Source organism: Streptomyces sp. NPDC032745, from assembly GCF_055579465.1.
Genome location: NZ_JBVING010000010.1, coordinates 290,997 through 312,245, shown reverse-complemented (window position 1 = coordinate 312,245; position 21,249 = coordinate 290,997). Strand labels below are relative to the sequence as shown.

The window sequence follows — 21,249 nt, the reverse complement described above, 5'->3', positions numbered from 1 at the left end:
GGGGCGGTCTTGGGACAAGTGACCGCCTGCAGCCCCGCTCATCCCGCAGGAGCATCGTGGCAACTGGCCGAACTCACCGACCGGCGACCCGCAGCCGAGGTATTCCCGAGGCCACTGTCGCCAGGCTTCCGCTGTACTTGCGCGCACTCACCGCGCTCTCCGAGCGATCGGTGCCCACGGTGTCCTCCGAGGAGCTCGCGGCAGCCGCCGGAGTCAACTCCGCCAAGCTCCGCAAGGACTTCTCCTACCTGGGTTCGTACGGGACGCGCGGCGTCGGCTACGACGTCGAGTACCTCGTCTACCAGATCTCCCGCGAGCTGGGCCTGACCCAGGACTGGCCGGTCGTCATCGTCGGCATCGGTAACCTCGGCGCCGCCCTGGCCAACTACGGCGGCTTCTCCGCGCGCGGATTCCGCGTCGCGGCGCTCATCGACGCCGACCCGGCGATGGCCGGCAAGCCGGTCGCGGGCATGCCCGTGCAGCACACCGATGATCTGGAGAAGATCATCTCGGAGAACGGCGTCTCGATCGGAGTGATCGCGACCCCCGCGGGCGCGGCGCAGCAGGTCAGTGAGCGGCTGATCGCCGCCGGCGTCACCTCCATCCTGAACTTCGCGCCGACCGTGCTGTCCGTGCCGGACGGCGTGGACGTACGCAAGGTCGACCTGTCGATCGAGCTGCAGATCCTGGCGTTCCACGAGCAGCGCAAGGCCGGGGAGGAGGCGGCGGCCAACGCCACGCCCTCCTCGTCCTCCTCCGCTGTGCTCTCCGCGTCCGGTGACATCGCCGAGACCGCCGCCGGTTCCGGCGCGGCCCCCGCCGCGGCCGTCGAGCCGCCCGCCGGACGGCCCGCCGCCGTCGCACGCAAGAGCGGCCCCGAGGGCGACGTTCCGGCGGTGATGCCGGCATGAGTCTGCTCGTCGTAGGGCTGAGCCACCGCAGCGCGCCGGTGAGCGTGCTCGAACGTGCCTCCCTGTCGGCCGACGCCAAGGTCAAGCTGGTGCACGACACCCTCGCCGCGGAACCGGCGACGGAGGCGACGGTGCTCGCCACGTGCAACCGGATCGAGCTGTACGCGGACGTGGACAAGTTCCACGCCGGTGTGGCCGAGCTGTCGACCCTGCTCGCCCAGCACAGCGGGGTGGCTCTGGAGGAGCTCACTCCGTACCTGTACGTCCACTACGAGGACCGGGCCGTCCACCACCTGTTCTCGGTGGCGTGCGGGCTGGACTCGATGGTGATCGGCGAGGGCCAGATCCTCGGGCAGATCAAGGACGCGCTGGCGCTGGGGCAGGAGCTCCACAGCGCAGGCCGCCTGATCAACGACCTGTTCCAGCAGGCGCTGCGCGTCGGCAAGCGGGCGCACTCCGAGACCGGGATCGACCGCGCCGGGCAGTCGCTGGTGACCTTCGGGCTCGAGCAGCTGACCGCCGGGCGCGAGCCGGTGGACGTGTGGGCCAAGGACAAGCGGGCGCTGGTGATCGGCGCGGGGTCGATGTCCTCGCTGGCCGCGGCCACGCTGGCGCGGGTGGGCGTCGCGGAGATCGTCGTCGCGAACCGCACCGCGGAGCGAGCGGACCGTTTGGCCGAGATTCTGGTTGCCTCAGGCACTGGGGTGGTGGCCAGGTCCGTTCCGATGGCGTCGGTCGCCGATGAGCTGACACGAGTCGACGTCGTGGTGTCCTGTACCGGGGCCACCGGGCTGGTGCTGACCGGGGAGCAGGTCGCGGCTGCGGTGGCGGGCCCTGCGGGGCTCGTCCCCTCCCCTCCCCTTCCCGATTCCCGGGGGCTCCGCCTCCGGACCGTCCCCCAGCCATCGCCGGGGGCATCCCCGCGGCTGGATGCGGCTGACGCCGATGTCCTGGCGCGGCTCGTGGCCGCCGCCGAGGCCGGGGTGCGGCTCGCCGATGGCGGGGTGGCGCGGACCATCGTGCCCGGGGCCGACCGCGACGGGTGTCCCGTCGACGTGCCGACCGGCGACGGGCGGGCCGCGCTCACCGGAGTCGACGCCAACTCCCTCGAACTGCACGGCACATGGGCCGACCAGGGCGAGGCCGCCGCGCAGCGGCAGCCCCGCAAGGGCGCCCGCAGCCAGGTCGACGCCGCGCCCGTACGGCTGGCCCTGCTGGACCTGGCCATGCCGCGCGACATCGACGCCGCCGTGCACCGGATCCCGGGCGTGCGGCTCGTCGACATCGAATCGCTCGCCGAAGCATCGGCCGACGCGCCGATGGCGGCCGACGTGGACGCCGTACGCGGCATCGTCGCCGAAGAGGTGGCGGCATTCGGGGCGGCGCAGCGGGCCGCGCACATCACGCCGACCGTCGTCGCCCTGCGGGCGATGGCCGCCGAGGTCGTGGCCATGGAAGTGGCACGGCTCGACGGGCGGCTTCCGGACTTGGACGAACGGCAGCGGGCCGAGGTCACCCAGACCGTGCGCCGTGTCGTCGACAAGCTCCTCCACGCGCCGACCGTGCGCGTCAAGCAGCTCGCCAGCGAGCCCGGGGGCGCCGGGTACGCGGAGGCGCTGCGTGAACTCTTCGATCTCGACCCGCAGACGGTGGCCTCCGTCAGCCGGGCGGATGCGGCAGACAAGAACGACGACTCAGGACGGGCATCATGAATCCACGTCTCGACCAGCCCCTGCGGCTGGGCACGCGGCGCAGCAAGCTGGCCATGTCCCAGTCCGGCCATGTCGCCGACGCGGTAAGGGCGATCACCGGCCGGCCCGTCGAGCTCGTGGAGATCACGACCTACGGTGACGTGTCCCGTGAGAACCTCGCGCAGATCGGCGGCACCGGAGTCTTCGTCACCGCGCTGCGCGACGCGCTGGTGCGCGGCGAGGTCGACTTCGCCGTCCACTCGCTGAAGGACCTGCCGACCGCGCAGCCCGAGGAGCTCGTGATCGCGGCCATGCCGCTGCGCGAGGACCCGCGCGACGCGCTCGTCGCCCGCGACGGCCTGACCTTCGAGCAGCTGCCCGACGGCGCCCGTATCGGTACCGGGTCGCCGCGCCGCATGGCGCAGCTCAACCACTACGCGCGCACCCTCGGGAAGCGCATCGAGACCGTCGCCATCCGGGGGAACGTCGACACCCGGATCGGCTTCGTGCGCGACGGCGAGCTGGATGCCGTCGTCCTCGCCGCCGCCGGGCTGAACCGGATCGGCCGCAGCGCCGAGGCGACCGACTTCCTGTCGGTCGACAACGTGCTGCCCGCTCCCGGCCAGGGTGCCCTGGCCGTGGAGTGCCTCGCGTCCGACGCGGAGCTCATCGCTTCGCTCGCCGAGCTCGACGACCCGCACACCCGGGCCGCCGTGACCGCCGAGCGTTCCCTGCTCGCCGCCCTGGAGGCCGGCTGCAGTGCACCCGTGGGCGCGCTCGCCGATCTCCTGGCCGACGGCCAGGTTGTCAATGAAATGCGCCTGCGCGGCGTCGTCGGTACCCTCGACGGCTCGACGCTCGTGCAGCTGTCCACCACCGGTCCCGTGCCCCAGTCGTACGACGAGGCCATGGCGCTCGGCCGCGAACTCGCGGACGAGATGCTGGCCAAGGGCGCGGCCGGTCTGATGGGGGAGCGATCGCTTTGAACCCCTCACGTCCGACCACCTCCGCTTTTCCGGTCGTCGCCGCGCACGGGCACGTCACCTTCCTCGGTGCCGGCCCCGGTGACCCGGGTCTGCTGACGCTCCGCGCCGTCGAGGCGCTCGCGGCCGCGGACGTACTGATCGCGGAGCCCGAGGTGCTCGAGGTCGTACGCACGCATGCGCGCGCGGGAGTGGACACGCCACAGCTGACGATTGCTGACGAAGTGTCAGCAGCCGCCGGTGTCCCGGTGATCCGGGATGCGGCCAATCTTGTCATGGAGGCCGCGCGCTCCGGCAGGCGGGTCGTCCGTGCCGTCACCGGCGACCCCGGGCTCGACGGCAACGCGGCCGAGGAGATGCTCGCCTGCGCCACCGGCGGCATCCCCTTCGAGGTGGTGCCCGGTGTCGCGACGGCCGTCGGCGTGCCCGCGTACGCAGGTGTGCCGCTGCGCGGCGGCCAGGGTGCCGATGTGCGGTTCGTGGACGCGCGCAACGCCTCCGCGCGCTGCTGGAGCGAGGTCGGCGCCAGCGACGGCACCCTCGTCGTCTCCGCGACGCTGGAGACCGTCTCGAGCGCGGCAGCCGAGCTGGTGTCCGCCGGGCGCAAGCCCGACACCCCGCTCACGGTGACGGTCGCAGGCACGACGACCCGCCAGCGGACCTGGAACGCCACCCTCGGGACCATCGCCCAGGTGTTCAAGCAGGGCAAGGTGCTCCCGTCGCCCGAGGGCGCCAGGCCGGTCATAGCCGTGGTCGGTGAGCACGGCGCCGCCGCGCGGCGCGAGGAGCTGGCCTGGTTCGAGTCGAAGCCGCTGTTCGGCTGGCGGGTCCTCGTACCGCGTACCAAGGAGCAGGCCGCTTCGCTCTCCGACCAGCTGCGTTCGTACGGCGCGGTGCCGCACGAGGTGCCGACCATCGCCGTGGAGCCGCCGCGCACCCCGCAGCAGATGGAGCGCGCGGTCAAGGGCCTGGTGACGGGCCGCTACGAGTGGATCGCCTTCACCAGCGTGAACGCGGTGAAGGCCGTCCGGGAGAAGTTCGAGGAGTACGGGCTCGACGCCCGTGCCTTCGCGGGCATCAAGGTCGCCGCCGTGGGCGAGCAGACCGCCGCCGCGCTGGTCGAGTTCGGCGTCAAGCCGGACCTGGTGCCGAGCGGCGAGCAGTCCGCGGCCGGGCTGCTGGAGGACTGGCCGCCGTACGACCCGGTCTTCGACCCGATCGACCGAGTCTTCCTGCCACGTGCCGACATCGCCACCGAGACCCTGGTGGCCGGGCTGATAGAGCTGGGCTGGGAGGTCGACGACGTCACGGCCTACCGGACCGTGCGCGCGTCGCCGCCGCCGGCGGACACGCGCGAGGCGATCAAGGGCGGCGGCTTCGACGCCGTTCTCTTCACGTCGTCCTCGACGGTGCGCAACCTCGTCGGCATCGCCGGCAAGCCGCACAACGTGACGGTCATCGCCTGCATCGGGCCGGCCACGGCCAAGACGGCGGAGGAGCACGGCCTGCGCGTCGACGTCCTGTCGCCGGAGCCGAGCGTGAGCAAGCTGGCGGAGGCCCTGGCCGAGTACGGCGCGGCGCGCCGCGAGGCGGCCAAGGAGGCCGGCGAGTCGGTGTCCCGCCCGAGCGAGCGCCGCCCGGGCGCACGGCGGAGGCGGACCACCTGAGGGTGGGCTCGAGCAGGGGTCAGGGCCCGGACGCGCTGCGTCCGGGCCCTGACCCGTGCAGGGGCGGCGGCGGGCACGGCCTACGCTGTTTCACGACTGTTCTCGAAGCTCGAAGAGGCGACTGAGTATGAGCGCGTACGGATCCTTCCCCGGCTCGCGGCCCCGCCGGCTGCGCACCACCCCGGCGATGCGGCGGATGGTCGCGGAGAACCGGCTGCACCCCTCGGACCTGATCCTCCCGGCGTTCGTGCGGGAAGGCATCAGCGAGCCCCTCGCGATCTCGGCGATGCCGGGCGTGGTCCAGCACACGCGGGACACGCTGCGCAAGGCCGCGGTGGAGGCCGTGGAGGCGGGCGTCGCGGGGATCATGCTCTTCGGGGTCCCGGCGGACGAGAACAAGGACGCGCTGGGCACGGCGGGCACGGAGCCGGACGGCATCCTGCAGCTCGCGATCCGCGACGTGAAGGCGGAGGTCGGCGACGACCTCGTCATCATGTCGGACCTGTGCCTGGACGAGTACACCGACCACGGCCACTGCGGCGTACTGGACGAGCACGGACGCGTCGACAACGACGCGACGCTGGAGCGGTACGCGGAGATGGCCCAGGTCCAGGCCGACGCGGGCGTCCACGTGGTCGGACCGAGCGGCATGATGGACGGCCAGGTCGGCGTCATCCGCGACGCGCTCGACGAGACGGGCCACGAGGACGTCTCGATCCTCGCCTACACCGCCAAGTACTCCTCGGCCTTCTACGGCCCCTTCCGCGAGGCCGTCGCCTCCTCCCTCCAGGGTGACCGCAAGACCTACCAGCAGGACCCGGCGAACGCCCGGGAGTCCCTGCGGGAGCTGGCGCTCGACCTGGAGGAGGGCGCCGACATGGTCATGGTCAAGCCGGCCGGCCCGTACCTGGACATCCTGTACCGGGTCGCGCAGGCCGTGGACGTCCCGGTGGCCGCGTACCAGATCAGCGGCGAGTTCGCGATGATCGAGGCGGCGGCGGAGAAGGGCTGGATCGAGCGCGACCGGGCCATCCTGGAGACCCTGCTGGGCATCAAGCGGGCCGGGGCGGACACGATCCTGACGTACTGGGCGACGGAGGTCGCGGGCTGGCTGCGCGAGGCACGCTGACCCTTGCCGGTGGGCCCCCGCCGGTCAGCGCAGCGGCCACACGTGCCGCTCGGACCCGGCGGGGGCCCCGGCTCGCCAGACCCGCCACCACACCAGCCACCGCCCCGACTTCAGCCGCCGTGCTCTGTCCATGCGGGGGAGCGTAGGGGGACGGGGGCGATGTCCCCGTGGAGCGGGGGTGGAGTACGTCAGCTCGGCTTCCGGCTCAAGGCCGGCCGGCGATCCCGGCGAACAGGACGTCCCGCGGCCGTGCGGTGCCGGGGGCTCAGGCGGGGAAGCCCAGCGCCAGGGCGCCGACCACGGGGGCCATGTACAGGAGCGGGAAGGGGACGTGTCCGTACGACCGGGCCCGGACGACGGCGATCACGGCCCCGGTGAAGTACAGGACCAGGCCGATGGCGGCCAGCAGGCCGATGACCGGGACGAACAGCCCGACGAGAAGACCCGCCGCGCCTGCGGCCTTCGCCGCACCCAGCCAGTTCCACCAGGACCGGGGGACCCCGTACGCGGCCAGCGGTTCGACGACGAACTTGGCGCGGAGGAAGATCGAACCGCCCGAGAAGCCCGACATGACGGCGGCGACGATGGTGACGACGGTGGCGGTGGTGGACATCAGATGCTCCTCATCGGGCGGTTCCGTTGCGTTCTTCACTCCCATGACTCGCCGCGCCACGCGAATGTGACAGCCCACCGAAAAAATCTTCACGGCCGCAGGACGCCGAAGGACGAGGAGCACGTAGCGATCTGACGCGACACGGCCCCCGCCCCCACCCCCCGCTCGCGTTCCCGTCCCCCCGGGCGCACCCTGGAGGCAAGGTGACCCCCTGGAGGTGATGCACCATGCCCACACTCGTCGGGTGGCACGTGGAGCTCGAATTCACCGAGGAAGGCCACCGCACCAGTGCGGCGGCCATGGTCAGACTCGGCGACGGCTCCGAGATGAGGGCGCACGGCTACGCCATGCGTCACCCCTCCGACCCGGAGCAGCTGCGGGTCGGGGAAGAGATCGCAGGCGCTCGCGCGCTCATGGATCTCGCTTCCCAGATGTTGCAGAAGGCCCACTCGGAGATCGACGAGGCGACGGGCCGGCACTCCTATCCGCTGAACCAGTGAGTGAGCAGCGACCACGCGGTGGGAGTGAGGGCGAGCAAAGGGCCGTGAGGGACTTTCGAGTCCCTCACGTGCCGAACAAGCCTTGCGGCACGGCTGGTTGGGGGAGATGTTCTTACGTACCTGGCTTCAGAGGTTCGGTTCATCGGCTGGAGGGGGCCCGATGTCGCGTCCGTTGCGGTGGGTTGTAGTCGTCGCCGGTTCGGCGGTCATGTTCTTCGTCTGCTTCAAGCTGGCCCAGGCTGATCCCTTCGGCTGGCTGCCCGAGAAGGATTCCGACGCCGTCGCCGTGGCCGCCGGGTTCGCCGGGGCCATGACCGCCGCCGTAGGGCTGGCCGGCGGCTGGTGGGCCGGTACGGCGCCCACCGCGCCCGTCGCGGCTCCCGTGGTGCCGGAACGCCCCGTACGGCAGAAGGCCGAAGCGTCGGGCACCTCGGAGATCAGCCAGGCGGGCGGGGCCGCCCCTGCCGGGCCCGTCGATCAGGAGGCCACGGCCCGGGACAACAGCCGGATCCGGCAGTCCGGCGGCGACGGGCAGGGTGCGCCGTAGGCGCCGCGCAGGGAATCCGGACAGCGGACGGCCCCGCCCCCGCCGGCAACGGGTGCCGGCGGGGGCGGGGCCGCGGACAGGGTCAGAGACGCTCGGGGGTGCGGATGCCCAGGAGGGACATGCCCTTCGTCAGCGTCCGGGCCGTCAGGTCGCACAGGAACAGGCGGTTCTCGCCGACGACGAGCTCCGGCTCCGGCTTCACGACCGGGCACTCGGTGTAGAACGTGGTGAACAGCGAGGCCAGCTGGTACAGGTAGGCGGCCACCTTGTGCGGGGCGTGCTCCGCTGCCGCCTCCTGGACCAGCGCGCCGAACCCGTCCAGGTGCAGGCCCAGCGCCCGCTCGGCCGGCGCCAGCGCCAGCTCCGGGTGGGCCACCGGGGAACGGTCGCCCGCGTTGCGCAGGATGGACCGGATCCGGGCGTACGCGTACTGGAGGTACACGGACGTGTCACCGGTCAGCGAGACCATCTGGTCCAGGTCGAACTTGTAGTCGCGCGCGGCCGAGGTGGAGAGGTCCGCGTACTTGACCGCGCCGATGCCGACCTGGAGGCCGTTCTCGACGATCTCCCGCTCGGTGAGCAGGCCACGGTCCTTGTCCTTCTCCCGGACCACGGCGGTCGCCCGCTCCACGGCCTCGTCCAGCAGGTCCACCAGCCGCACCGTCTCGCCCTCGCGGGTCTTGAACGGCTTGCCGTCCTTGCCGAGGACCGTGCCGAAGGCCAGCTGGACGGCCTTGACCTCGTCGCTCAGCCAGCCGGCCCGGCGGGCCGTCTCGAAGACCATCTTGAAGTGCAGCGACTGGCGGGCGTCGACCACGTAGATGAGGGTGTCCGCCTTCAGGTTGCCCACGCGGTCCCGGATCGCCGACAGGTCGGTCGCGGCGTAGCCGAAGCCGCCGTCCGACTTCTGGACGATCAGCGGGGTCGGGTTGCCGTCCGGGCCCTTGTACTCGTCGAAGAACACGCACAGCGCGCCGTTGGAGCGGACGGCGACGCCCGACTCCTCCAGCAGCTTGCACGTCTCGACCAGCATGTCGTTGTAGCCGGACTCGCCGACGACGTCCGCGTCCTGGATGTCCATGTCCAGCTTGTTGAAGACGGAGTAGAAGTAGATCTTCGACTCGTCGACGAACCGCTGCCACATCGCGAGGGTCTCCGCCTCGCCCGCCTGGAGGTCGACGACCCGCGCCCGGGCCCGCGTCTTGAACTCCTCGTTCGAGTCGAAGAGCGCCCGCGAGGCCTTGTACAGGCGGTTCAGGTTGGACATGGCCTCCTCGCCGGAGACCTCCGCCGACTCGCCCGCGGCCTTGTGGTCCAGCTCGTGCGGGTGCTCGATCAGGTACTGGATGAGCATGCCGAACTGGGTGCCCCAGTCGCCGATGTGGTGGCGCCGGACCACCTTCTCGCCCGTGAACTCCAGGATCTCGACCATCGCCGCGCCGATGACCGCCGACCGCAGGTGGCCGACGTGCATCTCCTTCGCGACGTTCGGCTGCGCGTAGTCGACCACCGTCGTGCCCGCGTCGGCCGCGTACGGGACGCCGAGCCGGTCGTCGCCGGCGCGCGCCGCCAGGGTCTCGATGATCGCCCGGTCGGAGACCGTGATGTTGAGGAAGCCGGGGCCCGAGACCTCGATCTCCTTGATCAGGTCATCGGCGGTGCCGGCGGGGATGGAACCGACCACGGTCGCCGCCAGCTCGCGCGGGTTGGCCTTCGCCTTCTTCGCGAGCGCCAGGATGCCGTTGGCCTGGAAATCGGCCCGGTCGCTTCGTCGCAGCAGCGGGTCGGCGCCACCGGCCTCCGGCAGGGCCGAGGCGAGGGCGTCCGCGACGCGCTGATTGACGGAAGAAGCGAGGGAAGGGACCGAGGCCATGAGCTGCCGTTCCTGTGAGGTCGTGCCTGAAGGTGCACTTGGTTGTTCCGACAAGTGCCGAGTATCCCACGTGGGAGCTGTCCGGTGCCCGGGATAAAGGGGGTCCGCAGGCAACCCCGGAGCGGCCTGTTCCGTCTGGGAGAATGGCTGAAGCCAGCATTCGAGATAGAAGGACGTGTCGTGGCTCAGAGCAGCACCGAGACCGACTGGGTCTCCCGTTTCGCGGACGAGGTCATCGCCGAGGCGGAGCGCCGAGCACCCGGCAAACCTGTCGTCGTCGCGTCCGGACTCTCCCCCTCCGGCCCGATCCACCTGGGCAACCTCCGCGAGGTCATGACCCCGCACCTGGTCGCCGACGAGATCCGCCGCCGCGGTTTCGAGGTCCGGCACGTCCTGTCCTGGGACGACTACGACCGCTACCGCAAGGTGCCGGCCGGCATCCCCGGCGTCGACCCCGAGACCTACGGCCAGTACATCGGCATGCCGCTGACCTCCGTCCCGGCCCCGGCCGGATCGGCGTACGCGACCTGGGCCGAGCACTTCAAGGCCGCCATGGTCGAGGCGCTGGCCGAGCTGGGCGTCGAGTACGACCCGATCAGCCAGACCGAGCAGTACACCTCCGGCGCGTACCGCGAGCAGGTCCTGTTCGCGATGAAGCACCGCGGCGACATCGACGCCGTCCTCGACCAGTACCGCACCAAGCAGAAGCCGGGCGGCAAGAAGCCCCAGCAGAAGCAGGTCGACGAGGCCGAGCTGGAGGCCGCCGAGGGCTCCGGCGCGGCCGCCGAGGACGACGGCAGCAGCGCCGAGGGCGGGTACTTCCCGTACAAGCCGTACTGCGGCCAGTGCGGCAAGGACTTCACCAAGGTCACCTCGTACAACGACGAGACGACCGAGCTGACCTACGTCTGCACCGAGGACGAGTTCACCGAGACCGTCAAGCTGAGCGAGTTCAACCGCGGCAAGCTGGTCTGGAAGGTGGACTGGCCGATGCGCTGGGCCTTCGAAGGCGTGATCTTCGAGCCCTCGGGCGTCGACCACTCCTCGCCCGGCTCGTCCTTCCAGGTCGGCGGCCAGATCGTGCACATCTTCGGCGGCGAGCAGCCGATCGGACCGATGTACGCGTTCGTCGGCATCAGCGGCATGGCCAAGATGTCGTCGTCGAAGGGCGGGGTCCCGACCCCGGCCGACGCGCTGAAGATCATGGAGCCGCAGCTGCTGCGCTGGCTGTACGCCCGCCGCAAGCCGAACCAGTCCTTCAAGATCGCCTTCGACCAGGAGATCCAGCGGCTCTACGACGAGTGGGACAAGCTCGAGGCCAAGGTCGCCGACGGCTCCGTGCTGCCGGCCGACGCCGCCGCGCACACCCGTGCCGTACGCGTCGCCTCGCACGAGCTGCCGCGCACCCCGCGCCCGCTGCCGTACCGGACCCTCGCGTCCGTCGTGGACATCACCGCCGGGCACGACGAGCAGACCCTGCGCATCCTGGCCGACCTGGACCCGTCGCAGCCGCTGACCTCCCTCGACGAGGTACGGCCGCGCCTGGACCGCGCCGAGAACTGGATCACCACCCAGGTCCCGGCCGACCAGCGGACCCTCGTACGCGAGGAGCCCGACACCGAGCTGCTGTCCTCGCTGGACGACGAGGGCCGTGAGTCGCTGCGGATGCTCGTGGACGGGCTGGACTCGCACTGGTCGCTCGACGGGCTCACCACGCTCGTCTACGGCGTCCCCAAGGTGATGGCGGGCCTGGAGCCCGACGCCAAGCCCACCCCCGAGCTCAAGGTCGCACAGCGCTCGTTCTTCGCGCTGCTGTACCGCCTGCTCGTGACCCGGGAGACCGGGCCTCGCCTGCCCACGCTGCTCCTCGCCGTGGGCGCGGACCGGGTGCGCAAGCTGCTCGCCGCCTGACGCGGACGCCGAAGGGCCCGCATCCCCTCGGGGGTGCGGGCCCTTCGCGTGCGGGTACTGCTTCCGGCTCAGGCGATGTGCTCGTTCTCCAGCTCGCGCTGGTAACGCAGCTTCAGGCCCGGCATGAGCTTGCGGATCATCGAGGAGCTGCGCGGGTGGTCGATCCCGTGGCGGTCCGAGAGGTGTATGTCCACCTGCTCGGGGGTCGGGAAGTCGGAGTGCTCGTCGAGGTACGAGCGGAACACCTCGTAGGCCGCCTCGTTGAACTTGACCTGGTCGAAGCCGGAGTCGTCGTCATCGGCGGCCGGCGGTACGGGAAGCTGCTCCTGCTGCGGAACGTCCTCGTCCGGGCCGGTCGGGGGCATGACCGGGGTCGGCTCCAGGCCCTCGACGTACTGGGGGTTGTACCCGCCCTCGTACGCGGCCTGCGGGGCCAGTGGTGCGGCGAACCAGGCGCTGTCGTGGGCCGCGGGCATGGCCGTCGGGTCGACCGCGAAGGGGGGCGGGGTGTGGCCCTGCGGGGCTGCTGCCCCACCCGCCCCTTCCCGGGACCGGGGCTCCGCCCCAGACCCCGGGTGGGGCTGTGCCCCGGGGGTGTGCGCGGAGCCCGGCGCCTGCGGCGCGGCCTGGCCCGCGGGGCCGGCGGCTCCGCCGGGGACGCCCGCCTGGCCGGGGACGCCCGCGGCCGCACCGGCAAGGCCCGGCCGGCCATCGGCTCCGCCCGACAGGCCCGGGACGCCCGCGGCCACGTCGGCGAGGTCCGCCCGGCCCGGGGCTGCGCCCTGCAGGCCCGCCTGGCCGGGGATGCCCGCGGCCGCGGCGACGAGGCCCGCCCGGCCCGCCGGGCCCGCGGTGGCCGCCTGGCCCGGTATGCCTGCCGCGCCGGGGCCCGCCAGGCCCGCCGCGCCCGCCTCCAAGGCCGGAGCCGATGACGCCGCGCCCGTCGCGATGGCCGCGGCCGCCGGAGGGAGCAGCATCGGGTCGATGCCCGCCGCCGCCAGGCCCTCCGGGGCCGTCTGGGAAAGGGGGACGCCGATCCGGGCCAGCCGGAGCGGCATCAGCGCCTCCACCGGGGCCTTGCGGCGCCACGCCCGCCCGTACCGGGCCTGCAGCCGCGCCTGGTAGATCAGCCGGTCCTGCTCCATGCCGACGGCCTGCTCGTAGGAGCGCAGCTCCCACAGCTTCATCCGGCGCCACAGCTTGAAGGTGGGGACGGGGGAGAGGAGCCACCGCGTGATGCGGACGCCCTCCATGTGCCGGTCCGCGGTGATGTCCGCGATCCGGCCCACCGCGTGCCGGGCCGCCTCCACCGTGACCACGAACAGGATCGGGATCACGGCGTGCATGCCCACGCCCAGCGGGTCCGGCCAGGCCGCCGCGCCGTTGAACGCGATCGTCGCCGCGGTCAGCAGCCACGCCGTCTGGCGCAGCAGCGGGAACGGGATCCGGATCCACGTCAGCAGCAGGTCCAGCGCCAGCAGCACGCAGATGCCCGCGTCGATGCCGATCGGGAACACCAGCGAGAAGCTCCCGAACCCCTTCTGCAGGGCGAGCGCGCGGACCGCGGCGTACGAGCCCGCGAAACCGATCCCCGCGATGACCACGGCTCCTGCGACCACGACGCCGATGAGTATCCGGTGCGTACGAGTCAGCTGCATCGCGGCCACCCGCGGTCCCCTCCCCTTGTCGAGCTACGGCAGGCACAGCGTACGGGTGACTGCACAGGTGACTGAATGTCAGCCTCCTGTTAAGCCGCCCGGGTCAGCCGACGCCTACTGCGCGGAGGGCGAAGCCTGCTGCTCAGGCTGCTTCTGCTGCTGGTTGGCGGTGCCGACCGAGGCCGCCGCCTCCTTCGCCGCCGCGATCGCGTTCTCGAGCAGCTTGGCCTGATCCGGAGCGCCGGCACCCTCGTACGCCGCACCGTTGTAGTCGAGCGTGATCACGACGTTCTGCGTGCGCGCCACGATCGTCGTGTTGAAGAAGTCGACGTCCTTCTTCACGCCGTACACGACCGACGACGCCTGGTCGCCGATGCCGCCCGCCTGCTCGACCTTCACGTCGTGCGCGCCCTCGGTCGTCTTGGCGGTCTCGACCTGCTTGTTGAACTGCTCCTCGGCGCGCTTGTTCGCGCCGCCGAGGGAGGCGTGCGACTCGTAGCGGACCAGGGAGATCGACAGCCAGCGGTACTGCGAGCCCTTCAGGCCGTCCTCGTCCAGACCGTTCCAGGAGCAGCTGGCGCGGGTGGTCAGGTCGTTCGACTTCGTCGCGGTGCCGTTCTTGTCCTTCGCCTCCGGGACGAGGGTGTCGACGGTCTTGGTCTGGATCGACTTGCACGGGTCGGACAGCGTCGCGAACGCCGCCTTCTCCAGCGCGGCCGACGCCTTGCCGCTCGGCTTGGCGGACGAGGACGCGCCGGGCTTCTTGTCGCCGCCCGAACCCGAGTCCTTGCCCGAGTCGGACGAACAGCCGGCGACGGTGAGTATCACCGGGACGGCTGCGCAGGCGAGAACGCGAGTGAGGCGCGAGGCTGATCGGTGCATGGTTCCTTCAGTACGTAGTGGGGCGCGTTCTGTGGACGCGGTGCGGGCGTAGTGCAGGCGTGGTGCGGGCGCGGGACCCGAGCAACGGTAGCCCGACCCGGCGCGCACCTGCTGTGCGCGCCGTCACGCCGAGCCCCCCGCGCCCGCTCTCGGGCGCTCTCTCAGTCGTTGAAACGCTCGACGAGAGCCTGCGCCAACTGCCGTGCCTTGTCCTGGGTTTCGGGGCTCGCCGGGACCGTACCGGGCAGCGCGGGCTGCACGCTGTACTCGACGGTGACGATGACGTTCGAGGTGCGGAACACAATCCGCACGGTCCGCGACTGCGCCGCGCTGGCCCCGGCCGCGCTCAGCTTGTCCTCCAGGAACGCCTCGGTCCCGAGCCCTTCGATGACGCGGGACCCGAGCTCGGGCGGCGGCACGGAGGGGCTGCCGGCACCGGGGGACGGCGACTGCCCGGCCGGCGGGGGAGCGCTTGCGGCCGGCGGAGTGCTGGGGGCGGTGCTGGGGGCGGGGCTGGTACCCGTACTCGTACTGGGGCTCGGCGTGGGGCCGGGGAAGGGCAGGTGCGCGTCCGTCAGCCGGCGCACGTACACCTGTCGCGCCTTGTCGTCGTCGCTCATGAGGGTCCGGTCGTACGAGACCACGCGCTCGAAGCCGACCGACAGCAGCCGCGTCTCCGCGGGCGTCTGCGCCGTCCAGCGGCAGCCGACGTGCCGGTCGCCGTCGTACGAGGTGTCCGCGGCGCCGGCGTACAGCTGCGCGCGCTGCTCGTCGGTGAGGCTGTCCGCGGCCGGGAGCATGGCCTTCAGGCGCTTGCCGTCGGCGGCCCTGCACGGCGCGGGCAGGCTGCGGTACTTGCCGGCCGGTGCGGGTGCGGGGCTGCTGTCGCCCGCCTTGGAGTCGGTGTCGTCCCCGACGCCGTTGCCGCTGGTGCACCCGGTCAGGCCGGCCAGGCCGGCCATGAGTGCGGTCAGCATCGCGATGCCCGGCAGGACTCGTCGCCGTACCGCCTTGCGCTGCACGTCCACTGGCTCCCTTCGACCGGCCGGCGGCCCGGCGGTCAGGAAAATACGTTGCCGCGCTTTGGACGCGGATGAACACAATGTCTATCGCACACGCTGGTGCTGGCGCCGGTCTCCTGTCTGGTTTGGGGCTAAGAGCGAGGCTTTTTGCGTATAGCGAATTTTCTATGCTTTCTCGGGGGATTGAAGTCGTATGTCGTATGTAGAGGTACCGGGAGCGAAGGTCCCGATCCGGATGTGGACCGACCCGGCGTCGGTCGAGGCCGGCGCGATGCAGCAGCTGCACAACGTCGCCACCCTTCCGTGGATCAAGGGCCTGGCGGTCATGCCGGACGTCCACTACGGCAAGGGCGCCACGGTCGGCTCGGTGATCGCGATGAAGGACGCGGTGTGCCCGGCGGCGGTGGGGGTGGACATCGGCTGCGGCATGTCGGCGGTGAAGACGTCCCTGACGGCGAACGACCTGCCGGGGGACCTGTCCAAGCTCCGCTCGAAGATCGAGCAGGCGATCCCGGTGGGCATGGGCCTCCACAAGGAGGCGGTGGACCCGTCGCGGCTGTACGGCTTCTCGGAGGCGGGGTACGAGGACCTCTGGGCGCGCTTCGACTACCTCACCGATGCGGTCAAGTTCCGTCAGGAGCGTGCCACGAAGCAGATCGGAACGCTCGGAAGTGGCAACCACTTCATCGAATTCTGTCTCGATGAGACGGGTTCGGTCTGGCTGATGCTGCACTCCGGGTCCCGGAACATCGGCAACGAGCTCGCCGCGTACCACATCGGCGTGGCCCGCAGCCTGGACCACAACCAGAACCTGGTCGACCGGGACCTGGCGGTGTTCCTGTCCGCGACCCCGGAGATGGAGGCGTACCGCAACGACCTCTTCTGGGCGCAGGAGTACGCCAAGTACAACCGCGCGGCGATGATGAGCCTCTTCAAGGAGGTCGTGCGCAAGGAGTTCCGCAAGGCGAAGGTCTCCTTCGACCGGGAGATCAGCTGCCACCACAACTACGTGGCGGAGGAGCGGTACGACGGCATGGACCTGCTGGTCACGCGCAAGGGCGCGATCCGCGCCGGCAGCGGCGACTACGGGATCATCCCGGGCTCCATGGGGACGGGCTCTTACATCGTGAAGGGCCTCGGCAACGAGAAGTCCTTCAACTCGGCCTCGCACGGCGCGGGCCGGAAGATGAGCCGGACGGCGGCGAAGAAGAAGTTCTCGGCGCGCGACCTGGTCGAGCAGACCAAGGGCGTGGAGTGCCGCAAGGACTCGGGCGTCGTGGACGAGATCCCGGGCGCGTACAAGTCGATCGAGCAGGTCATCGACCAGCAGACGGACCTCGTCGAGGTCGTGGCCAAGCTCAAGCAGGTCATCTGCGTCAAGGGCTGAGCCCTGGGCGCAGTTGTCGGGGGAGTGGAGGGGCCCGGACCGAACGTGATCGGTCCGGGCCCCTCCGCGTCGACCGGTCAACGGATCTGGAGCGTGCCCCGGGTGCGGCGGAGGCCGCCGGGCTGAAGCCGGCGGCCCTCATGCCGCATCTGAAGGCGGCGGGAATCGTCTAGAGCTCGCGGTGGACCTTGGTGTTCGAGGCCTGGGCGCGGGGGCGGACCACCAGGAGGTCGATGTTGACGTGGCTGGGGCGGGTCACGGCCCAGGTGATGGTGTCGGCCACGTCGTCGGCGGTGAGGGGGGCCGCGACGCCCGCGTAGACCTTCTCGGCCTTCTCCTCGTCGCCGCGGAAGCGGGTCTTGGCGAATTCCTCGGTCTTCACCATGCCCGGGGCGATCTCGATGACGCGGACGGGCTGGCCGACGATCTCCAGGCGGAGGGTCTCGGCCAGGACGCGGGCGCCGTTCTTGGCGGCGACGTAGCCGGCGCCGCCCTCGTACGTGGAGTGGCCGGCGGTGGAGGACAGGACCACGACCGTGCCGTCGCCGGAGGCGACGAGGGCGGGCAGGAGGGCCTGGGTGAGGTTGAGCGTGCCGATGACGTTGACCTCGTACATCGTGCGCCAGTCGGCGGGGTCGCCGGTGGCCACGGGCTCGGCTCCGATGGCGCCGCCTGCGTTGTTGACGAGTACGTCGACGGAGGGGTAGCGGTCGAGGGAGGCCGCGAACGCGTCGACGGCGGGCCGGTCGGTGACGTCGAGGGCGTGGGCCACGGCGGAGTGGCCGGCTGCGGTGAGCTCCGCGGCGAGGGCCTCGATGCGGTCCTTGCGGCGGGCCGTGAGGACGACGTGGTAGCCGGCGTCGGCGAGCTGCCGGGCGGTGGCCGCGCCGATGCCGCTGCTCGCGCCGGTGACTACGGCGGTTCGGGTGGCCGTGCTCATGTGCGGGGCTCCTCGGGCGGTCGGTCGTTCGTACGGGCGAATACCCGCCAGCATAGGCGGGGGTCAGCGGCCGCGCGGGACGTACATGATCACCGCCATGCCGGCGAGGCAGACCAGGGCGCCGGCGATGTCCCAGCGGTCGGGGCGGTAGCCGTCGGCGGCCATTCCCCACACGAGGGAGCCGGCGACGAAGACTCCGCCGTACGCGGCGAGGACGCGGGCGAAGTCACCCTGGGGCTGGAGGGTGGCGACGAAGCCGTAGAGGCCGAGGGCGATGACGCCGGCGCCGATCCAGGCCCAGCCCTTGTGCTCGCGGACGCCTTGCCAGACGAGCCACGCGCCGCCGATCTCGAGGAGGGCGGCGAGGGCGAACAGGGCGGCGGAGCGTGCGATCAGCATGGCTCGAAGCGTACGCAGGGGGGCGCGGGCGCCCCGCCGGATGGGGGAGGGCGCGCCCTCGTTCGTGTGATGGTCCGACCGGACGGAGGCGGTGCTGGCTAGCCTCCGCGCGTGGAGGTGGTGGCGGTGCGCCGTTGTGCCGTACGGAGTGTGGTGGTGGCGGGCTTGCTGGTGCTCGGGGTGTCCGGGGTGCCTGGGGTGCCCGGGGTGCCGGGGATGTCCGGGAGCGCCGAGGCGTGGAGCGGACCTGAGGCGGACTTGGCGTACCACGGGCGGGTGTCCCTGTCCCAGGGGCGGCTGAGGGTGTGGGTGGTGCCGCAGAACGAGGGGCCGGCCGCGCTGCCGAACGCGACGCTGCGGGTCCGGCTGTCGGCGGAGCTCGCGGACCGGCAGGAGCTGGCGGAGGGCTGCGCGCGGGCCGGGCTGCGCGAGGTGGTGTGCGAGACGGGCGCGCTGCCGCTGCACGGGCGGGGCCGGCACATCGGGCTGCTGCTGGAGCTGAAGGCGCGGGTGCCGGAGGTGGTGGTCCGGATCGACACGTGGTGGAACGGCGGGGCGTCCGACCGGGACCTGTCCAACAACCAGCACGCGGTGCTGGCGCTGGACACGGGCGACGCCTACGCCTTCTGAGCCGGGGGCGGGGCCGGCCTGCTACGGGGTGGCCACGCCGCCGAACTCCTCCACGGCCTCGCTGACGATCCGCTCCAGGCGGGCGTGGTGGGCGCCGCGCCAGTAGACGCGCTCGCACGCCGTGCACTGCGCGAAGACGTCGTACGAGCGGTGCGTGCCGCTCTCGAGGCGGTCGCCGACGCTGTCCTTGTCGGCGCTGCGGAGGGGCCCGTTGCAGGCGGTGCAGCGGGTCCAGGGAGTGAGGGCGGGGGCGAACCGGCCCAGTACGTCGCGCAGTTGCTCGTCGGGGTTGTCGCTGTAGACGTACGCGCCGGCGAAGAGCTCGCGGCGGCGCAGCAGTCCGCGGTCGCGGGAGAGCAGCACGCGCTGCTCGGCGGCGGAGCGGGTGGCGAGGGCGGGGTCGCCGATGTCCTCGTTCTCGTACGCGGCGTCCACGCCGAGCAGGCGCAGGCGGCGGGCGAGGGTGCCGAGGTGGACGTCGAGGAGGAAGCGCAGCGGCGGGGCGCCGGGGATCTGCTGGGGTCGCTCGACGCCGAAGACCTCGACGGACTGCCCGGCGCTGGGCACGTACGAGACGGGTACCTCGTGGCCGTCGACGAGGAGCCGGCCGACCTCGGTGAGCGGGACGCCGGCCGATTCCACGACGTGGCCGAGGCTGGAGGCGCCGTCGGTGGCGGTCGGTACGCGTTCGGCCCGCCGGCTGGGCGGGGCGAACAGGCGTAGTTCGGGGGCGAGGGTGAGCTGAATGCCGGGTCCGTTCACGCTGTCAGCATGCCATTGGGGCCGCGGCGGCGCGGCCGAATTACGCGGCCGGATCACGCGGCCGGATCACGCGGCCGGATCACGCGGTGGCGGCGGAGCCGTCGTAGGCGGTGCGGTGGGCGTCGACCTCGTCGAAGTGGTTCTCGGCCCACTGCTTCACGGAGGTGAGGAGGCAGGCGAGGCTGTTGCCGAGTCCGGTGAGGCGGTAGTCGACGCGGACGGGGACGGTGGGGGTGACGGTGCGGGTGACGAGGCCGTCGCGTTCGAGGGAGCGCAGGGTCTGGGTGAGCATCTTCTGGCTGACGCCCGGGATCTTGCGGCCGAGGTCGCTGTAGCGCATGGAGCTGTCCTCGGCCTGGGCGAGGGCGGCGACGATGAGGCCGACCCATTTGTCGCTGATGCGGGCGAGGAGCTGGCTGGTGGGGCACTCCTTGAGGAACGCGTCGTAGGCGTAACGGGCCTCTTCGCGGAGCGCGGCGGCGGTACGGGTGGCCATCAAGTGCCCCACTTCCGGGTCGGGTACGCACCTTCGAGTACGTACTTACGAAAGGAGAGTACCTCTCCCTAGGTTAGTGCTCAGTTGAACGCAGGAAACGAGCGAACGAACCGAAGCGGGGAGACACCATGAGCGAGAACGCGCAGACCGTACGGACCATGCAGGCGGCCGTCGTGAACACCTTCGGCGGGCCGGAGCAGGTGGAGATCGTGCGGGTGCCGATCCCGCAGCCGGGGGCCGGCCAGGTCCGGATCCGGGTCGCGGCGGCCGGGGTGAACCCGGTGGACGGTGCGGTCCGCGTCGGTGTCTTCGGCGGCGCCGGGACGCGGCTCGGGCTCGGCTGGGACGTGGCGGGCGAGATCGACGCGGTCGGCGCCGAAGTCACCGGCTGGTCGGCGGGGCAGCGGGTGGTCGGTCTGCACTACGGGCCGGTCAAGCCGCTGGGCACGCACGCGGAGTACGCGGTGCTCGACGCCTCGGCGGTGGCGGCCGCGCCGGTCACCGTGGACGCCGTGGCCGCGGCCGCGCTCCCGCTGAGCGGGCTGACCGCCGCACGGGCGGTGGGGCTGCTGGGGCTGGCCCCGGGGTCCTCGGTGCTGGTGACCGGGGCCGCAGGGATGGTCGGCGGGCTCGCGGTGCAGCTCGCGGTACGGGCCGGGCTGGTGGTGACGGCCCTGGCGGGGGAGTCGGACGAGGAGTTCGTACGGTCGCTGGGCGCGACGGCGTTCGTCCCGCGGGGCTCGGCTCCGGCCGAGCCGGTGGACGGGGTCGTGGACGCGGCCGTCCTGGGGGAACCGGCGCTGGGCTTCATCCGTGACGGCGGGGTCTACGTGGGCCTGCGGCCGCACGCCGGCCCGGCCGCGGAGCGGGGGATCCGGGTGGTGGAGCAGGAGGTCGCCGCGGACGGCGCGCACCTGGCGGAGCTGGTGGGTCTGGTGGACGCGGGCGCCCTGACCCTGCGGGTCTCGGAGACGGTCCCGCTGGCGGACGCGGTGAAGGTCCACGCCCGCCTGGCGGAGCCGGGCAACCGCGGCCGCCTGGTCCTGACGGCCTCCTGACGGCGGCCCGCCCGGGGGCCCGGGCCTCAGTGGAACAGGCGTAGCCGGGGTCCGGGGGCGCGACGTGCATCAGGACCTGGGTGGCGGAGACGGTGCTGCCGGCGAGCGCGGCCACGACGGCCCGGCCCCAGCCGGCGGCCCGTTCCCCGGCGGTCACCGCTCCCGGTGCCGGATCAGGCTGGGCCGGCGG

Annotated in this window: 21 protein-coding genes; 11 read left to right on the top strand and 10 right to left on the bottom strand. The window is 72.0% G+C overall.

The window, feature by feature from the left end; genetic code table 11:
• The first annotated feature begins 56 nt into the window (after positions 1-56).
• From ACZ5WG_RS26305 to hemB, 5 genes are all read left to right on the top strand, one after another.
• The gene (locus ACZ5WG_RS26305; protein WP_468726343.1) at positions 57-911 is read left to right on the top strand and encodes a redox-sensing transcriptional repressor Rex; all 855 of its coding nucleotides are present in this window, start codon (positions 57-59) and stop codon (positions 909-911) included.
• Positions 908-2,623, top strand: a complete 1,716-nt coding sequence (locus tag ACZ5WG_RS26300) for a glutamyl-tRNA reductase (protein WP_468726342.1) — start codon at positions 908-910, stop codon at positions 2,621-2,623. Before ACZ5WG_RS26305 ends, ACZ5WG_RS26300 begins: the two co-directional genes overlap by 4 nt.
• Positions 2,620-3,588, top strand: a complete 969-nt coding sequence (hemC, locus tag ACZ5WG_RS26295; RefSeq protein WP_383514521.1) for a hydroxymethylbilane synthase — start codon at positions 2,620-2,622, stop codon at positions 3,586-3,588. Before ACZ5WG_RS26300 ends, hemC begins: the two co-directional genes overlap by 4 nt.
• On the top strand, positions 3,585-5,252 hold the full coding sequence (locus ACZ5WG_RS26290) for a bifunctional uroporphyrinogen-III C-methyltransferase/uroporphyrinogen-III synthase (protein WP_468726341.1): 1,668 nt from the start codon (positions 3,585-3,587) through the stop codon (positions 5,250-5,252). The genes hemC and ACZ5WG_RS26290 overlap by 4 nt, the downstream gene beginning before the upstream one ends.
• 127 nt (positions 5,253-5,379) lie before the next feature.
• Complete coding sequence (gene hemB / locus ACZ5WG_RS26285) at positions 5,380-6,381, top strand: porphobilinogen synthase (protein ID WP_266665073.1); 1,002 nt, start codon at positions 5,380-5,382, stop codon at positions 6,379-6,381.
• 265 nt (positions 6,382-6,646) lie between these two features.
• Here hemB and ACZ5WG_RS26280 read toward each other — a convergent pair whose 3' ends face one another.
• The gene (locus ACZ5WG_RS26280) at positions 6,647-6,994 is read right to left on the bottom strand and encodes a DoxX family protein (protein ID WP_468726339.1); all 348 of its coding nucleotides are present in this window, start codon (positions 6,992-6,994) and stop codon (positions 6,647-6,649) included.
• Positions 6,995-7,221: 227 nt separating this feature from the next.
• On the opposite strand from ACZ5WG_RS26280, the gene ACZ5WG_RS26275 reads away from it, so the two are divergent.
• Complete coding sequence (locus ACZ5WG_RS26275; protein ID WP_266626754.1) at positions 7,222-7,494, top strand: DUF1876 domain-containing protein; 273 nt, start codon at positions 7,222-7,224, stop codon at positions 7,492-7,494.
• On the opposite strand, the gene ACZ5WG_RS26270 is transcribed toward ACZ5WG_RS26275, so the two are convergent.
• Entirely contained in the window at positions 7,476-7,637 is a 162-nt protein-coding gene (locus ACZ5WG_RS26270) for a DUF397 domain-containing protein (protein ID WP_468726337.1), read from the bottom strand. The genes ACZ5WG_RS26275 and ACZ5WG_RS26270 overlap by 19 nt on opposite strands.
• Positions 7,638-7,654: 17 nt before the next feature.
• Here ACZ5WG_RS26270 and ACZ5WG_RS26265 point away from each other — a divergent pair, with 17 nt between their 5' ends.
• Positions 7,655-8,041: a hypothetical protein gene (locus ACZ5WG_RS26265; RefSeq protein ID WP_468726336.1), complete on the top strand. Its 387-nt coding sequence runs from the start codon at positions 7,655-7,657 to the stop codon at positions 8,039-8,041.
• An 82-nt stretch (positions 8,042-8,123) separates the two neighbouring features.
• Here ACZ5WG_RS26265 and argS read toward each other — a convergent pair whose 3' ends face one another.
• Positions 8,124-9,914: an arginine--tRNA ligase gene (gene argS, locus ACZ5WG_RS26260; RefSeq protein WP_468726335.1), complete on the bottom strand. Its 1,791-nt coding sequence runs from the start codon at positions 9,912-9,914 to the stop codon at positions 8,124-8,126.
• Positions 9,915-10,094: 180 nt separating this feature from the next.
• Here argS and lysS point away from each other — a divergent pair, with 180 nt between their 5' ends.
• Positions 10,095-11,825 carry a lysine--tRNA ligase gene (gene lysS, locus ACZ5WG_RS26255; RefSeq protein WP_468726334.1) on the top strand — a complete coding sequence of 577 codons (1,731 nt, stop codon included), beginning with the start codon at positions 10,095-10,097 and terminating at the stop codon, positions 11,823-11,825.
• A gap of 68 nt (positions 11,826-11,893) precedes the next feature.
• On the opposite strand, the gene ACZ5WG_RS26250 is transcribed toward lysS, so the two are convergent.
• The 3 genes from ACZ5WG_RS26250 to ACZ5WG_RS26240 all read right to left on the bottom strand — a co-directional run bounded on the left by ACZ5WG_RS26250 (position 11,894) and on the right by ACZ5WG_RS26240 (position 15,387).
• Complete coding sequence (locus ACZ5WG_RS26250; RefSeq protein ID WP_468726332.1) at positions 11,894-13,492, bottom strand: DUF2637 domain-containing protein; 1,599 nt, start codon at positions 13,490-13,492, stop codon at positions 11,894-11,896.
• A 105-nt stretch (positions 13,493-13,597) separates the two neighbouring features.
• Positions 13,598-14,365 (bottom strand): DUF3558 family protein, encoded by a 768-nt coding sequence (locus tag ACZ5WG_RS26245; protein ID WP_468726331.1) that lies wholly within the window; start codon positions 14,363-14,365, stop codon positions 13,598-13,600.
• 161 nt (positions 14,366-14,526) lie between these two features.
• Complete coding sequence (locus ACZ5WG_RS26240; RefSeq protein WP_468726330.1) at positions 14,527-15,387, bottom strand: DUF3558 domain-containing protein; 861 nt, start codon at positions 15,385-15,387, stop codon at positions 14,527-14,529.
• A gap of 193 nt (positions 15,388-15,580) precedes the next feature.
• On the opposite strand from ACZ5WG_RS26240, the gene ACZ5WG_RS26235 reads away from it, so the two are divergent.
• Entirely contained in the window at positions 15,581-16,774 is a 1,194-nt protein-coding gene (locus tag ACZ5WG_RS26235; protein ID WP_468726328.1) for an RtcB family protein, read from the top strand.
• Between the two features lie 169 nt (positions 16,775-16,943).
• On the opposite strand, the gene ACZ5WG_RS26230 is transcribed toward ACZ5WG_RS26235, so the two are convergent.
• Entirely contained in the window at positions 16,944-17,714 is a 771-nt protein-coding gene (locus ACZ5WG_RS26230; protein WP_468726326.1) for an SDR family oxidoreductase, read from the bottom strand.
• A gap of 63 nt (positions 17,715-17,777) precedes the next feature.
• The gene (locus ACZ5WG_RS26225; RefSeq protein ID WP_468726325.1) at positions 17,778-18,113 is read right to left on the bottom strand and encodes a YnfA family protein; all 336 of its coding nucleotides are present in this window, start codon (positions 18,111-18,113) and stop codon (positions 17,778-17,780) included.
• Between the two features lie 111 nt (positions 18,114-18,224).
• Here ACZ5WG_RS26225 and ACZ5WG_RS26220 point away from each other — a divergent pair, with 111 nt between their 5' ends.
• A complete protein-coding gene (locus ACZ5WG_RS26220; protein WP_468726323.1) occupies positions 18,225-18,743 on the top strand; it encodes a hypothetical protein in 519 nt (172 codons plus the stop codon).
• Between the two features lie 21 nt (positions 18,744-18,764).
• Here the strand turns inward: ACZ5WG_RS26220 and ACZ5WG_RS26215 are convergent, their stop codons facing one another.
• Together ACZ5WG_RS26215 and ACZ5WG_RS26210 are read right to left on the bottom strand one after the other, a co-directional pair.
• Positions 18,765-19,505 (bottom strand): Mut7-C RNAse domain-containing protein, encoded by a 741-nt coding sequence (locus tag ACZ5WG_RS26215; RefSeq protein WP_468726322.1) that lies wholly within the window; start codon positions 19,503-19,505, stop codon positions 18,765-18,767.
• A gap of 79 nt (positions 19,506-19,584) precedes the next feature.
• Positions 19,585-20,001: a winged helix-turn-helix transcriptional regulator gene (locus ACZ5WG_RS26210; RefSeq protein ID WP_468726321.1), complete on the bottom strand. Its 417-nt coding sequence runs from the start codon at positions 19,999-20,001 to the stop codon at positions 19,585-19,587.
• 158 nt (positions 20,002-20,159) lie between these two features.
• Between ACZ5WG_RS26210 and ACZ5WG_RS26205 the strand changes: the two genes are divergently transcribed.
• Entirely contained in the window at positions 20,160-21,059 is a 900-nt protein-coding gene (locus ACZ5WG_RS26205; RefSeq protein ID WP_468726364.1) for an NADP-dependent oxidoreductase, read from the top strand.
• Positions 21,060-21,249 lie beyond the last annotated feature (190 nt).

Coding starts and splice junctions, on each gene's coding strand:
- ACZ5WG_RS26225 (WP_468726325.1), bottom strand. CDS start 18,113: ATGCTGATCGCACGCTCCGCCGCCCTGTTCGCCCTCGCCGCCCTCCTC.
- hemC (WP_383514521.1), top strand. CDS start 2,620: ATGAATCCACGTCTCGACCAGCCCCTGCGGCTGGGCACGCGGCGCAGC.
- ACZ5WG_RS26265 (WP_468726336.1), top strand. CDS start 7,655: ATGTCGCGTCCGTTGCGGTGGGTTGTAGTCGTCGCCGGTTCGGCGGTC.
- ACZ5WG_RS26275 (WP_266626754.1), top strand. CDS start 7,222: ATGCCCACACTCGTCGGGTGGCACGTGGAGCTCGAATTCACCGAGGAA.
- argS (WP_468726335.1), bottom strand. CDS start 9,914: ATGGCCTCGGTCCCTTCCCTCGCTTCTTCCGTCAATCAGCGCGTCGCG.
- ACZ5WG_RS26205 (WP_468726364.1), top strand. CDS start 20,160: ATGCAGGCGGCCGTCGTGAACACCTTCGGCGGGCCGGAGCAGGTGGAG.
- ACZ5WG_RS26230 (WP_468726326.1), bottom strand. CDS start 17,714: ATGAGCACGGCCACCCGAACCGCCGTAGTCACCGGCGCGAGCAGCGGC.
- ACZ5WG_RS26235 (WP_468726328.1), top strand. CDS start 15,581: ATGTCGTATGTAGAGGTACCGGGAGCGAAGGTCCCGATCCGGATGTGG.
- ACZ5WG_RS26270 (WP_468726337.1), bottom strand. CDS start 7,637: ATGAACCGAACCTCTGAAGCCAGGTACGTAAGAACATCTCCCCCAACC.
- ACZ5WG_RS26245 (WP_468726331.1), bottom strand. CDS start 14,365: ATGCACCGATCAGCCTCGCGCCTCACTCGCGTTCTCGCCTGCGCAGCC.
- hemB (WP_266665073.1), top strand. CDS start 5,380: ATGAGCGCGTACGGATCCTTCCCCGGCTCGCGGCCCCGCCGGCTGCGC.
- ACZ5WG_RS26300 (WP_468726342.1), top strand. CDS start 908: ATGAGTCTGCTCGTCGTAGGGCTGAGCCACCGCAGCGCGCCGGTGAGC.
- ACZ5WG_RS26210 (WP_468726321.1), bottom strand. CDS start 20,001: ATGGCCACCCGTACCGCCGCCGCGCTCCGCGAAGAGGCCCGTTACGCC.
- ACZ5WG_RS26280 (WP_468726339.1), bottom strand. CDS start 6,994: ATGTCCACCACCGCCACCGTCGTCACCATCGTCGCCGCCGTCATGTCG.